The sequence below is a fragment of the Limosilactobacillus panis DSM 6035 genome (genome assembly GCF_001435935.1).
GTDB lineage: Bacteria > Bacillota > Bacilli > Lactobacillales > Lactobacillaceae > Limosilactobacillus > Limosilactobacillus panis.
Genome location: NZ_AZGM01000016.1, coordinates 1 through 14,020 on the forward strand (window position 1 = coordinate 1; position 14,020 = coordinate 14,020).

Sequence of the window (14,020 nt, forward strand, 5' to 3'; positions counted from 1 at the left end):
CCGAAAATTTCATCTAACTCCATTAATTATTTGGGACTTATGTCACAGCCCCTTTAGTTTAAACATGTTTAATTAAACGCAATCGCCAAAATCTTTGCCTGGGCGCTTTCCAGCTCGTCCGCCGTCAAATTGATGAAGCGGTTGACGACCCGCTGGTCTGCCCCAATATCGTCGACCAGGAAATCATGGATAGTCGTGATGGCTACCCCCGCATGGCGCAGGTGCTGAACCGTCATTGCTACAGCAAGCTCCTCGACCTTCGCTGCTGATAGTGAAGCCGGTGCCACTTCCACGACTCCCTGATAATAACCAGTCATAAATACCTTATTCATGAACAGGCCTCCTTTAATGGTTATTATAGGTCCTTTTGCGGTTAAGGACTAACCAAGGTACTTCTCCACGGTATCATTGTACTTAACCAGGTCCCTTAAACTGGCTGTATTCTCCGGTTCAACAACGTTTGCCGAAATTAGGTCCTCATTATCGTCTTGCTGCTGAAGTCCCCACAAACTCGACGAAACAATCAACTGTCGTAACTGGTCGCCGTCATCCGTTAGTGAATACTGGTCCTCGTCATTCTTGACTGGATTTACAATCCGGAGGTTTTGCAGAGTGTGTAACTCTGCCGACAGCTGATCGTTACTTAATTTAGGGAGTAGCATCAACAGTTCCTTCTTCTTCAATGGCCGAAAGCCTAACCAATAGATCATCGTTGGCTGCCATTGATTGGCCATGATATTAAGAGTGTAGGCCAAACCACTTTCAGTCTTCCCTTCAGTCATCTTTCCACTTCCATTCCCAAAATCCATTTCCTTATCTACCCCCTATTATACTTGATTAAAAGACAAATATTTAATTTTAGTATATTAGCCACGGAAGCGCCGGTTAACGCTCCGCTCCAGCTGGTGCCGGAAGTCGGCGTCCGGCTCCTCGCCAAAGGTATTGATAAAGGAGGCCCGGGCAGCATTGAGCAGCATCTGGAAGCGGACATCTTGATTCAAGCGGAGGCCATCCTGCCGGCTGCAGTAAGTATCACTGGCCCGAATTAGGTTGCTTTCCGTCCGCCACATCCCGTAGAGGGCAATCTTATTTTGAATATTCTGCAACTGGAGGACGCTCACCCGGTCCGCCGCATTGACAATTCGCTTGAAGGACTTCAGACTGGCATCGATATATATCTGCAGGTGAAAATCCTCAAATGATACCAGCAGGCGGTCGCGCTCGGTCGAGTAACAGTAGTTACCAAGAAAGTGGGCCATGTAGTAAACCACCCGGGCGTTGCTGGTCCCCTGGCTGGGCACGAGCCGGTTATGACCCGCGATGAGCCCCTGCGTCCGGCACTTAACCCGATCATAGTAGGCGTCCATCTCATACTGGTAAATCCCGTTTTGGATGCAGAAACTCTTCAAACACTCCCGCAGCGGCTGCTTGAGGGCCACTACCTGCCCCTCCGTCGTTAGAATCAAGGTCTGCTTATGGTAGGCGGTCATCGCCAACGTATTGTCGAAACGGGGCTGAAAGCACTCCGTTGTCACGTCAACTGTTAATGAAGCTGGGTCACTAAAATCAAAAACCCGTATTTTATTCACGTAAATTCCCCCAAGTCAAATTTAAAAATAACGGAATTCTCCCGAAAGCATGAAACCGTTTCCACAAATATTAAGATATCAATTGTCTTTATCCCCGTCAACACCTTTTTCCCGGTCTAAACGTCTGTTTTATCGTTCGTTTGCCCACCCTCTTTCCAGATAAAATGATGGTACTCAAGGGCCCCTGAGAATTTATCCTCAGGAATGATGTAAATAATGAATTGTGAAAAAATTACTAGCGGACTGAATTTCTTGGTTAGCGATAAGCGAATCACCGTTGTGTACGGTGCCTTGAAGCGTCTGCATGTTTCCTACTACAGCACCTGTTACGATGACCTCTTCCAGGAGGGCTGCTTAGCCTTTGGTGAGGCCTTTGCTGCCTACCCCGGCTGCCCGCAGTTGGATGACCGTTTCATGGCCTACGCTTACCAGCGAATCTACTGGCGCCTACTCGATATTCTCCAGCAATCTAACCAGCACACCCAGCAGGTGGCCCTCAGCGATGCGGACCAGGACCCGGTTGAGCTCGTCGTCGACCCCCGGCCCGCTTGTGAGGAGCAGCACCTCATCAATGCCGACTACTTCACTACCCTGGCGGCCCACTGCTCTTTTAACCAGCGGCGCTACCTAAATGCCAAACTCAATCGACAGTGGAGCGATAAGGAGATTGCCGACCATTATAAAGTCAGCCCCAGCGCCGTTCACCAGTGGAAGACGGGCTTGATTGCAAAGGCCCGCCGGCTCAGCTACAATGGGAATGAATTTGAGGTGAGAAAATGAGTAAACACCAAGTTAATGGGGACCAGTATTGGTTCCACTGTTACTACCGGGGTGAGGACCGGGACGACGGCTGCGCAAACGAGCTCAGTCTGTCCACTGATCCCGCAGCGGACCAACTCGACCTGCTCGTTAGCAACCCCGGCTTTAACAACGAAAGTCATGATGACACCTTTGCCCTGCAAAAGGGAGACGTGAAGAAGCTCAGTGCTTTTTTGCAATCCTGGCTAAAGCGCCATAGTTGAAGCAGATTGCTTTGGTAATCGCACGCTTTCCCTTACAATAATCCTAAGATGAAAGTGAGGGGTAACCATGTGTACAAGCATTTACCAAGTAACTGACGACCGGACCCACCTCCTGGCGCGAACGATGGATTGGCCAGTGCTGGCCGTTTCCCCGCTCTTTGTTCCCCGGAACTTCCGCTGGCAGTCGGTCTATAACCAGCGGGTGTACCAGAACAAGTATGCCCTAGTCGGTGGCGGCAGCCTCTCTGCCCACCACGTCGACGTTTCCGATGGGGTCAACGAGTACGGCTTGATGGCCCAGAAGCTGACCTTTGACAACGGGGCCACCCTGGTTGACCAGCCGGATGACTCCCGGGTGCAGCTGGCAGCGTACGAGTTTGCCTTCTATATTCTGGGCAACTTCAAGTCGGTGGCCGACCTAGCGGACCACATCGGGGAAATCGATCTGATGAGCGACGTCCATAACGACATTAAGTTTGGGAAGTCGGAGATGCACTTTGCCGTGGCTGACCGGACTGGGCGAATCGTGGTCGTGGAACCAACCAGCCAACCGATGCGAATCATTGAGAACCCGTTGGGCGTGGTAACCAATAGTCCCGACTATGACCGCCAGCTCAAGCAGATGGAAAAATACGTTGACTTTACACCCGCCTTCCAGGCCGGAAAAGTCCCTTTAAACACGCCACGGGTGACCACCGGACGCCTCTCAGGAAAGGCAAACCCACCGGGGTACTATTCACCAAGTGCCCGCTTCATTCGGGCGGCGTATTTACGTGAGCGTTCCGATGTGCCCGAGGATAAGACTAGTGGGATCACCAGTGAATTTCACCTGCTGGATAGCGTGACTGTCCCCCAGAATAGCCGCCACCAGCCGACCTACTCGGTTTACCGGTCCGTGACGGTCTCTGAGGGGCGGGAATACTATTTCCAGTCCTACCACCGGGGCGACACCACCAAGCTCCAACTGACCGACGACATGTTGGAATGGTCCCATCCCAAGATCTACCACGTCCCCGATCGATTAGCGGTGCGGGAGGTTAAATAGAATTTAAGGCCACTAACAATTCGTTAGCGACCTTTTTGTTTGCATCGGTAGCGTTTTTAAGTTACTATTTATTTGTAAGTAAGTGTCGAAGCTTTTTAGGAGGTTTTTGCTATGGCTAATTTGAATGATGCGCTTACCTTTCCAAACGGGGCAACGGTGGCCAACCGCCTTGTCATGCCACCAATGCTCACCAACAGCGGTGAAGATGGTTACGCCACCCAGGACACCCTCGACTACTACAACGCCCGGCCCAAGGCGGGTGGAATGATCATCACCGAATACCACTACGTTAGCGAAAATGGTGGGCCCGCCATGACCTGGAAGCGGGGTCGGGAACAATTGGCCGTCTATGATGACAAGTTCATCCCCCAGCTTAAGAAGCTCGCTAAAGCAATCAAGCATTCCGGCAACAAGGCGATTCTCTAGATTGCCCACACCGGCCGGGAAGCCAACTACCGGGCCATGCAGGATAAGCCGGTCTACGCACCGAGCGCGATCGACTTCCCGTTCCTGCCGTATAAGGTCCATGAATTCACCAATGAGCAGGTTAAGCAGGTCATCACCGACTTCGGTACTGCCGCCAAGCGGGCAATTGAAGCTGGCTTTGACGGTGTCGAAATCCACGGTGCTAACCACTACTTGATCCAGCAGTTCTTCTCCCAGTATTCTAACCGGCGGACGGACCACTGGGGCGGCAACCTGGAGAAGCGGATGAACTTCCCGATTGCGGTCGTTAAGTCAGTAACGGATGTTGTCAAGAGGTATGCTCCGAAGGACTTCATCGTCGGTTACTGAATCTCTCCCGAAGAAATTCACGGCAAGAACGTTGGCTACACCTGGCACGAGGCTACCCAGCTGATTGATCACCTGACTAAGGAATTCAACTTGGATTACATCCACCTATCAATGCTGAAGTATGACTCCAAGCCAGGGGACGCCCTCCTGATGGACCGAGAACAAGCCGACCAGAAGTTTGACGACTCGGCTAAGCCATATGCAACCCTCTTCAAGCCATACCTGAACGGTGCTAAGGAAATCATTGTCGGTAGCATCACCAGCAAGGAAGATGCCGAAATGGCCCTTGCTCTCGCGGACCTGGTTGCCGTTGGACGGGAAAATCTGATTGACCCCTTGTTTGCCGACAAGGTCTTAAACGGCCATGCTGATGAGGTGGTCACCACACTAACCGCTGCCCAGGCCAAGGCAAGCCACCTGACCCAAGGGCTGATTGATACCTTCTCAGCCCCGCAACTGGGCATTCCAATTAACCGGGCTGACGACCTCAAGGCCCTTCACGAAGGCTTCGGTGCCTGGACCGAAATGAAATATCCACAAAACGACCAGATGAAGTAAGGCAGAAGGCAAGCATCATCTTAGCCACATTCACTAATATCGAATACAACAAAAAGCTGGAGGAAAATTTCCTCCAGCTTTTTAATTCACTTCTTCATCTTGCAGCCCGACCAGCTGATAAAGCTCGTGCCAGTATTCCAGCAGGAGCTCAAAGTCTGCAGGGGTCAAACCGTCCCGGTTCAACTGGTTAAATTCCAGGAGTTCAGTCCGCAGACGGAAGGCAAAGTCATTGATCTTAACCACCGACTGCTTGGTCTGACCATCTGGCAACATCAACAGGATATCCGTTGCCATTTGCTTAGCCGTCTGTTCAAACAGGTTGAATAGTTCACGGTTATTAAAAGCCTGTGGTTCTAAGACCTTATCCTGCTGACGAATGAACTTTTTAAACCATGAGTTCATCCCCCGCCAGTAGTCTTTGGCAAGCCTTTGACTTTTAGGATCCGCCCAGGCCATGGAATACCTATTCAGGTTTTCCCACTGTTTTAAGATCTCGACATATAACGACTCGTGGGGACCAAACTGGTCCTCCCGATTTTCTTTTACAAACGTCCGGAGTGCCGCAATCATCTGGTTAGGTTGTTTTTGTTCCATTAAATTCACCTATTATTAATTTATTTACCGTGACTGAAAAACTGTGCGGCCTTAATGGCTTGCTGCCAGCCAGCATATATTTTATCAGCCTGTTCTACAGTCATCTGCGGATCAAATTTATCGCCAATCCTGGAAAACTGGCGTAATTCATCCTGGTCAGCCCAAAAGTCAACTGCCAGCCCCGCCAAAAAGGCGGCACCCAGGGCGGTCGTCTCTTCCATGGCCGCCCGCTTGATTGGTGTCTGCAAGATATCTGCCTGAAACTGCATCATGAAGTTGTTTCGGGAGGCCCCACCGTTAACCGTCAGGGCAGTTAACGGGAGCTTGGTATCCTTGACCATCGTATCAACTACGTCCCGAGTCTGGAGGGCAATTGACTCTAATGTTGCCCGGACCAGGTGTTTACGATTCGTCCCTCGGGTTAGGCCAAAGATGGCCCCCCGGACTTCCTGGTCCCAGTATGGGGCGCCGAGTCCGGTGAAGGATGGGACCACGTAAACGCCACCGGTCGTTTGGGCATCTAAGGCCATCTGTTCGGACTCACTAGCATGTTTAAACAGCTGCAATCCATCACGTAGCCACTGAACAGCGGACCCGGCAACAAAGATGCTTCCTTCTAGGGCATAATAAGTCTTACCGTTGACTCCATAAGCAATCGTGGTTAATAAGCCATTATCCGAGAGGGTCGGCTCAAGCCCCGTATTCATTACGATAAAGGCCCCAGTCCCGTAAGTGTTTTTGACCGACCCCTTTTCATAAGCGGCCTGGCCAAAGAGGGCGGCCTGCTGGTCACCGGCAATTCCGGCAATTGGAATTTGGACCCCATAGAAGTGGTAGTCACCAGTGTAACCAAAGATAGCCGAACTAGGTTTGACTTCCGGCAGGATGGCTCGTGGAATATCCAGCAGGTCCAAAATATCCTGGTCCCACTCCAGCTTGTGAATGTTGAAGAGCATCGTCCGGCTGGCGTTCGTCACATCGGTAGCGTGGACCCGGCGTCCACTCAGGTTCCACAAGAGCCAAGTGTCAATGGTCCCAAACATCAACTCACCCTTGGCAGCCCGCTTCCGGGCTCCCGGAACCCGGTCTAAGATCCACTTGATCTTGGTAGCAGCAAAGTAGGAGTCGATTACCAAGCCGGTCTTCGCATGGATCATATCCTTATACCCGTCCTTGATCAGTTGCTCCGCAATCGCACTGGTTTGCTTTGATTGCCAGACAACCGCATGGTAAATAGGTTTCCCAGTCTTTCTATCCCAGATAACGGTGGTCTCACGCTGGTTGGTAATCCCAATTGCGGCAATCTTATAAGGCTTAATCTGGGTCTTAATCATAACGTCGGAGATAACCGCCTGGACACTATCCCAAATCTCCATTGCGTCATGTTCGACCCAGCCAGGCTGTGGAAAGTACTGGGGAAATTCTTTTTGGCTCATGCCAATCTTCTTACCGGCGTGGTCAAAGATAATTGCCCGGGCACTTGTGGTTCCTTCGTCAATCGCCATTATATACTGTTGCTCATTCAAAGTTGTTCATCCTTTCCAGCAAAAAAGCCCCCTAGGCATTACCCCGGGTGGCTTTTAATTAGTTATTTTTTGTCACTTACCATCGTCCCGCCAACGCTGTAACGGTCCTTACGCATTTCATTTAAGACAATGTGCACCCGGTCTGCTGGAACATTGGCGTTCTTTGAAATCGCTGCGGTAACATCTTTAACAAGGCCCTTGAGTTGTTCTTCGCTCCGGCCTTCAATCAGGTCAATATGAACCAATGGCATGAGTAATACCCTCCTCGATTAATCTTTCTTCATCTTACCATAAATATAGTAATAAAGATATCCCTGAAAGCGATTAATTCCGCCGTCGCAACTGCCTACGGGCTTCTTCAGCAGCTGCTCTTTCGCCAGTATAGATCATGTGATCGCCCTCTTCTAAGACCGTATCACCATGGGGCGAGATTGCCTGGTGGTTGCGGTAGATCCGGCTAACCGTAATCTGGTCAATGAACGGCAGGGTGTGTAACTCACGTCCAATAAACCGCTGGTTGCGAACTACAGCTTCATATAGGCCAGCATCAGTATCCGTTAACATTTCCAGAATCGATGGCGTCTCAATCAGGGAACGGAGGACACTGATCTGGACGTTAAAGGTGTTATAGATTTCCACCCCGATATCGGCCAAGGCACTAACCTTTTCACGGTTTCGTCCCGGCGCATTTTGTCCGGCAATTACCCGGCTTACACCGGCCTTCTTGGCCATCACTGCCAGTCGGGCATTCTTCTTGTCACTTGGGAAAGCCAGGACCATCACGTCGGTATCAAAGAAGTGGCCCTTTTGTAATGCTTCCTCAGTTAGTTCTGGCAGGTAGGTTAAGGCACTAACCTCGCTATTATAGGTCTTATAGTTTTCTGCACTATCCGTCAGCATCCGAACTTCGTACCAATTTCTTGAAAGCTGCTGGGCAACCGGCACACTAAAGGTATTGGTGCCGACAAAGACAACCCGTTGCTTAATTAGGTCGGCTTTTTCTAGCTTGTAAAGTGAGTTGAAAATCACGGGTGCAATCAAGCAAACCACCACGGCCGCCAAAATGAAGGCATCCGATTGGGTACTAGTGATGGCGTGGAGGTTGCGAGCAACTGTTAACGAAGGCAGGACCAGGGTAATTGTGGTTACCACCAGGAAGCTGCCGGCAAAGGAATTGCGGGGTGAAAAGCGCCGTTTATAAATAAACATGATTGGTAACTTGGCAATGATAAAGCAAGCAACCAAAACCGGGATCAGTACTAAAGCTTGCGGGTGAGTAACCAAGGTCCGTAAGTCGAGGCGCACCCCAGTCATGATAAAGAAGAACGGAATCAAGAAGCCATAACCAATCGAGGTCAGCTTATCCTTTGTTGCCTCCGTCGGTTCCAATAGTTTCATGACCATCCCGGCCAAGAAAGCTCCTAGGATGTTCTCGGCCCCCACAGTCTCCGCAATCGTCACCAAAATAAAAATTAATGAGAAGGCCAACCGAATATCGAGTTGCGTTGTCGATTTAGAGATTCGGTTGAACCAGATATAGGGCTGCTTAAACCGACGTAAGAGGACGATAGCGGCCAAAAACAGGAGGAGGATCAGCCATAACCGGCCAGCGTTGCCACCATTAATGGAAGCGTAAATGGTAAGGGAAAGCATCGGAACAACTTCCCCCAGCACTGCCGTCAACAGGATAGTCTGCCCTGCTGGCCGGCCAAGGATCTCCTTTTCCTTCAGGGTAGCGATGACCACCCCGAGGGCCACCGTCGAGAAGAGGATGGTGGCCAAGAAGACGTCCGAAAAGAGGCCGATGAAGTGCAGAATTGAACCCAAGATTACTGCAGTAATAATTACTACAAGAAAGGACTGGCTCGCCAGACTAACCGATGACTTGCTATCGCGCTTTTTTCCCGGCTGACGTTTGAAAAGGTCAAAGTTGATTTCCATTCCCGAAAGAAACATCAACATGATCACCCCAAAGGTCGACATCATATTTAGGATTGCGTTTGGGGATACAATGTTAAGCACACTTTTACCGAGAATGATCCCCATTACGATTTCCGCAACCGCGGTGGGCACGTTTGAAACTTTGAAGCGGGCCATCACGATTGGAATGATCAGCGCCGCTACCATTATGATTAATACAGAGATTTGCTCCATAGTGTCTTGCTCCCTTACTTTTTATCTTCACTATTATATTATCGGCGCCTTTAAATGAAAACAATTATTTTGCTAGCATCCCAGTCGACTTCCGGTGATTTTCAATGTACAATTGATAAACGTTAATAATCACAAAAAAGGAGTTTCTAAATTCCATGACAAATAAGTTAAGTGCCTGCACAAGCATCTTAATTGGTAAAAACGCAAGTATCGACGGCACAATCATGATTGGGCGAAACGAAGACGCCAAAGCCGCCTGGCCCAAACACATGGTCGTCCACCAGCACGGGGCCCTTGGCAAACGCTTCATCTCCAAGGACTCGAAGTTTGAACTGGAGCTGCCCACAAACAGCGCTCGCTACACGGCCACCCCGGAATGGACGGACAAGGAAGGCCTGTTTGAAGAAGACGGCATTAACGAATACGACGTGGCAATGAGTGCGACCGAAAGTGCCTACGCCAACCCACTGGTCCTGGGCTACGACCCCTTAGTACCGGATGGGCTGAACGAGGAGGCCATGATCACCGTCGTCCTCCCCTTTGTTAAGACTGCCCGTGAAGGTGTCCAACGGCTCGGGGACTTGATTGCCAAATATGGGACCGGTGAAACCAACGGGGTCCTCTTCGCCGATAACGATGAAGCCTGGTACTTTGAGAGTGGCAGTGGGCACTACTGGGTGGCCCAGCGGATCCCGGATGATTCCTACGCGGTGGTCGCTAATCAGCTGGCCATCCAGGAAATTGACTTTAATGACTTGGATAATTTCATGTTCCACCCCGGAATCCAGGACTTCGTGGCCGCCAACCACCTCAACCCGGCCAAGGAAGGCTTCAACTTCCGGCAGATCTTCGGCACCGCCGACCGGTCAGACGCCATTTACAGTGAACCCCGGGTCTGGGTTGGTCACCAGATGTTCAGCCCTAACGCTGCTAAGGACGAGCACCCTGAGGATACCGACCTCCCCTTCATCATGAAGCCGGAAAAGAAGCTGTCAGTCTTCGATGCCCAGCAGTACCTGGCCAACCACTTTGAAGGCACCCCTTATGACCCACTAGGTAAGGGCCCGGATGCCCACAAGTACCGGCCAATCAGCCTGGCCAAGACCCAAGAGTCCCACGTTCTCCAGATGAACCGGCAGCCGGGAGCCAATATCCACTGGCTGGCAATGGGCGTGGCGGCACAAAGTACCTACGTGCCCTTCTTCAACGGCATTACCGATGTTCCGGCGCCTTACAAGCGGGGCAAGCTTCCCGCCCAACTTAACTCGGCCTACTGGATTTTCAAGCACGCCAGCGTCCTCGTTGACAGCCACCTCCATGACTTCTTGCCCCTCTTAGAGGATGTCCAAAAGGAGCGCAAGAGTGCCGCCATTAAGATGATCCAGGAAACGGACGCCGTTGTTGCTAAACTGGCGGCCGACAAACGGCCGGCCTACCTGACCCAGCAGAGCAACAACTTTGCGGTCGACACCATGAATGCCTACAAGAAGCTGGTCCTGGAACTGATCACCAAGATGACCGATTATTCGCCGTTAAACTTCAATACAGATGAAAACCTTTGATAATTTTAATTACAAGGGGGCCGGGAGAAATAATTTTCTCACCAGCCCCTTTTCGAATGTTAGAAAGTCGTTACAGGAAATAAGCGCTTCGAACTCGCCCGTTTAGAGGTTAATTCCAGGTGCTAATATTTTTCAACCCAATAGTTCTTCCCATTGCCTTACAAAGTCGGTTTCGTTATACTGGCCTGCAATCTGGTAGGCCTTTTTCGATAAAGCCGCGTACCCTTGTGAATCACTTAAAGTGGCTACTACCCGCTTTGCGAGGGCTGCTGGGTCCCCGTTTGCGACCAAATTATTATTTGGCAATAAAGTATTTACGTAAGGAACGTCATAGCTGATCACTGGGACGCCGTGGCTCATACTTTCCACCATGTTCATCCCCAGCCCCTCATTCTCACTGGCGTTAATGAAGAGGTCGGTATGGTCATAGATGGTTGGCTGCACCTTGTAATTCAGTAAATCGACGCTATCGTTAAGGCCCGACTGCTTAATCAAATTTTCAACCGACGATTGATAACCAGCGGTAAAGTAGCCCTGCATGACAAAACGGGCATTTGGTAACTGCTGGTGAATAAGTTGAAAGGCGGAGATGAGGTCCAAAATCCGCTTCACTTCCGTTAGCATGCCGCGGTAGACCAGCGTTGGTTTGGCACTTAATTGACGGTCCTTAGTTGTCACTTTGTAATAGCAGTCCATTACATGATGCAAGCAGTTAGGGTAAGTAACGAACCGGCGAAGGGCCCGTTCCTCCTGCTTAGTAGGTAGGGCCACCTTGTCAAAGTGAGTGGTTGTATTTCCGTTTAACGCCAACTGGTAATCGGCATAAATTCCCTGCTTATCTTTGGCTTGACTATGGATTACCGCAATCGTCTGAACGGGTTGATCAACCGCTAAGACATTGGCATCTAAGCTTCGCCGGTCACTGATAAAGGTTCCTTGCCGTTGACGATTTAACTCGTTTAGAAAGAAGGTAAAAATTGCCGACTCGGAATCAAAAATACGGTTATGTCCCCCATAATTAAGGAGCTTCCACATTGTCGGCCGGACCTGGCCGTCAATATTCATGTGGGTAATCTCTAAAACGACCTGCCCGTGTGGATCAAGAAAACGCTGGCTCCCAATTGTCCCGTCTGGATGATAAGATTCAACCATTGATTTGAATCCCCGCCAGTCCCAGTACTCACGGACGGCAGGATGGCCCAGGTCATCGAGGTATTCAACATCCCCAACCAGGCCGACTGTTGCGGGCATCACGTGAATGTTGGCAATTGTTTTTCCCTGGTAGTGGACTTCTGACCGGTTATTATCAATTCCCACAACATGGTAGTCCTGAAGGAGAATGCTCTCGAGGTAGCGAAGACCCTGCTTTTTTCGCGGCTGGTTCAGGGCCTTCTGGAAGAAATCATACATATTGATTGAATCTTGTTGGTCAAGGCCGTGCTGCTTTAAGTTCTGACTAAGAAAACGGTTATAGTTCCGGGTGACAATCTTTACCTCATGTCCGGCCCTCTTTAAGGCATGCAATCGTTGAAACTGGGAAAACTCGGTCCCCGAATTCAGGCTAAATACATTTTCGCCAATCAGATAAATCATCTACTCTACCCCTTTCAACCGTTCTTTAGCGGTATCAATCAGTTTTTTCCACCCCTGCCAAACATTATCTGGCGAATAACGACGGGCAGAATCGTACGCACCATCACTAATCTTTTGCATTAAGGCGGGGTCCTTGAAAAGGGTGATCAGCCGGGCTCCTAAAGCCTGGTAATCACCATAGTCAACCACGTACCCATTTTGGCCATCTTGAATGATATCATTGGGGCCGTAATTAACGTCATAGGTCACACCAACCACACCATGGGAGATGGCTTCCATGATGGAGAGATTAAATTCTTCCATAACCGAGGTCAGGCCAAATATCTGGGCCCGGTCTTCAACGGCTTCCACATTACTGGTGTAACCTTTAAAGGTCACTACATCTGTCAAGTTCAGTTCGTGAATAAGCTTAGTCAGCTTGTGCTTTTCCCCATAATTATTGGCTGAATCAGGATAGCCGTACAGGTCAAGGGTCACTTCTGGCACCCGGTCGTGGGCAATCTCAACTGCCTTGATCAACGCCCCCAGGTTCTTTTCACGGGCAATCCGGGCAACCGCAATAATCTTGCCAAAGATTCGTTGGCTTTCTGGAACACGGGGGGCTTTTAACTGACTTTCTGGGACAATCCCCACCGGAATCGTGTACATGTCACAGGTCGGGTGAAAGCGGGTAATGACATCCTTTGTTTGGCGAGCAGTCGCACAGATATAAGCCGAATACTTATTGATGTTGACGAGGGCGTATTCGTAATTATCATTAAGAACCGAATGGAGGGGGTCTTGAGCATTGCCCGCTTGAGAATTATGAAGGTGCATAACCGTATATGCTGGACGGTCAAGGTGAATTAGGGCATCATCGGCAAGTAAAGAGCGGTCCAGTATAAAGGTGTTTTGCCCCTTTTCATTAACTACATTCAAGAAGTAGGCAAATAATTGGTCCAGCGTTGCAAACTGGTGGACAAGCTGCTTGTGGTCTTGTAGCCACCAGCCAGTGGTGACCAATTTACCCTGAGCATTGAACTTATGAAAGGCACGCATCACCACTTGACCATCCGGGGTGACCCATTCCTCGTTGTCAATTTTATTATCAGGTGAATACCACTGCAAAAGGGTCCGGAAACCCCGGGAATCGTAAATATCGACCCGGTAAAGGTTGCCATATCCATCAAACAATTCAACCGAGGTTACCTGCTCATTATTTTCCTCATCGTAATTGACCCGCGCCAAAAGCCGGCCGTCCGGACGCGACACGAGGTAGCGGTGGTTGGGCCCATCCTTAACCAGTTGTGGATTACTGATACCAAGATCAATATCCGTGACCGTTACCCGTTGTTGGGGGACACTAACCGTCTTTTGAAAGTAGTCAAACATAGAGAGCAAGTGCTGGTCATCGACCCCCGCCCGGGCCGCAGTGGCGTGAAGGTCCCGACTCCAGTCATGAATAATGATCTTGCACGGGTAATCGTGCTGTTCAAACAAACGCAGACGCTTGAGTTCGGCATGCTCAATTCCGGACTTATAATCTGGCATTCCAAAGTTAATAAAGTAAAGCATTATTTATTTCCCCACTATTTAAAAAGTT

At 50.1% G+C, this 14,020-nt stretch carries 13 protein-coding genes and 1 pseudogene; 5 read left to right on the forward strand and 9 right to left on the reverse strand.

The window, feature by feature from the left end:
- Nucleotides 1–68: 68 nt before the first annotated feature.
- The 3 genes from FD32_RS00760 to FD32_RS00770 are packed head-to-tail and all read right to left on the reverse strand — an operon-like array spanning nucleotide 69 to nucleotide 1,589.
- A complete protein-coding gene (locus FD32_RS00760; RefSeq protein WP_047768592.1) occupies nucleotides 69–332 on the reverse strand; it encodes a hypothetical protein in 264 nt (87 codons plus the stop codon).
- Nucleotides 333–380: 48 nt separating this feature from the next.
- Entirely contained in the window at nucleotides 381–809 is a 429-nt protein-coding gene (locus FD32_RS00765; RefSeq protein ID WP_235803731.1) for a winged helix-turn-helix transcriptional regulator, read from the reverse strand.
- A 57-nt stretch (nucleotides 810–866) separates the two neighbouring features.
- Nucleotides 867–1,589 carry a hypothetical protein gene (locus FD32_RS00770; protein WP_056962082.1) on the reverse strand — a complete coding sequence of 241 codons (723 nt, stop codon included), beginning with the start codon at nucleotides 1,587–1,589 and terminating at the stop codon, nucleotides 867–869.
- Between the two features lie 216 nt (nucleotides 1,590–1,805).
- Between FD32_RS00770 and FD32_RS00775 the strand changes: the two genes are divergently transcribed.
- From FD32_RS00775 to FD32_RS00790, 4 genes and pseudogenes are all read left to right on the forward strand, one after another.
- On the forward strand, nucleotides 1,806–2,369 hold the full coding sequence (locus FD32_RS00775) for a sigma-70 family RNA polymerase sigma factor (RefSeq protein ID WP_047768587.1): 564 nt from the start codon (nucleotides 1,806–1,808) through the stop codon (nucleotides 2,367–2,369).
- Nucleotides 2,366–2,611 (forward strand): hypothetical protein, encoded by a 246-nt coding sequence (locus tag FD32_RS00780; protein ID WP_056962083.1) that lies wholly within the window; start codon nucleotides 2,366–2,368, stop codon nucleotides 2,609–2,611. The genes FD32_RS00775 and FD32_RS00780 overlap by 4 nt, the downstream gene beginning before the upstream one ends.
- Before the next feature lie 67 nt (nucleotides 2,612–2,678).
- Complete coding sequence (locus tag FD32_RS00785; RefSeq protein ID WP_047768583.1) at nucleotides 2,679–3,656, forward strand: linear amide C-N hydrolase; 978 nt, start codon at nucleotides 2,679–2,681, stop codon at nucleotides 3,654–3,656.
- Nucleotides 3,657–3,767: 111 nt separating this feature from the next.
- Nucleotides 3,768–5,009: pseudogene (locus FD32_RS00790) on the forward strand (oxidoreductase).
- Nucleotides 5,010–5,090: 81 nt separating this feature from the next.
- Here FD32_RS00790 and FD32_RS00795 read toward each other — a convergent pair.
- The 4 genes from FD32_RS00795 to FD32_RS00810 all read right to left on the reverse strand — a co-directional run bounded on the left by FD32_RS00795 (nucleotide 5,091) and on the right by FD32_RS00810 (nucleotide 9,283).
- Nucleotides 5,091–5,603: a hypothetical protein gene (locus FD32_RS00795; RefSeq protein ID WP_047768581.1), complete on the reverse strand. Its 513-nt coding sequence runs from the start codon at nucleotides 5,601–5,603 to the stop codon at nucleotides 5,091–5,093.
- Between the two features lie 20 nt (nucleotides 5,604–5,623).
- Complete coding sequence (glpK, locus tag FD32_RS00800) at nucleotides 5,624–7,129, reverse strand: glycerol kinase GlpK (RefSeq protein WP_047768579.1); 1,506 nt, start codon at nucleotides 7,127–7,129, stop codon at nucleotides 5,624–5,626.
- A gap of 62 nt (nucleotides 7,130–7,191) precedes the next feature.
- Entirely contained in the window at nucleotides 7,192–7,380 is a 189-nt protein-coding gene (locus tag FD32_RS00805; RefSeq protein WP_047768577.1) for a 2-hydroxymuconate tautomerase, read from the reverse strand.
- A 73-nt stretch (nucleotides 7,381–7,453) separates the two neighbouring features.
- On the reverse strand, nucleotides 7,454–9,283 hold the full coding sequence (locus FD32_RS00810; RefSeq protein ID WP_047768575.1) for a cation:proton antiporter family protein: 1,830 nt from the start codon (nucleotides 9,281–9,283) through the stop codon (nucleotides 7,454–7,456).
- Between the two features lie 155 nt (nucleotides 9,284–9,438).
- Between FD32_RS00810 and FD32_RS00815 the strand changes: the two genes are divergently transcribed.
- Nucleotides 9,439–10,845, forward strand: a complete 1,407-nt coding sequence (locus tag FD32_RS00815; protein WP_047768573.1) for a C69 family dipeptidase — start codon at nucleotides 9,439–9,441, stop codon at nucleotides 10,843–10,845.
- A 132-nt stretch (nucleotides 10,846–10,977) separates the two neighbouring features.
- On the opposite strand, the gene FD32_RS00820 is transcribed toward FD32_RS00815, so the two are convergent.
- Nucleotides 10,978–12,438, reverse strand: coding sequence for a glycosyltransferase (locus FD32_RS00820; RefSeq protein WP_047768571.1), 1,461 nt, complete (start codon nucleotides 12,436–12,438; stop codon nucleotides 10,978–10,980).
- The gene (asp1, locus tag FD32_RS00825) at nucleotides 12,439–13,992 is read right to left on the reverse strand and encodes an accessory Sec system glycosyltransferase Asp1 (protein WP_047768569.1); all 1,554 of its coding nucleotides are present in this window, start codon (nucleotides 13,990–13,992) and stop codon (nucleotides 12,439–12,441) included.
- Nucleotides 13,993–14,020: the final 28 nt, after the last annotated feature.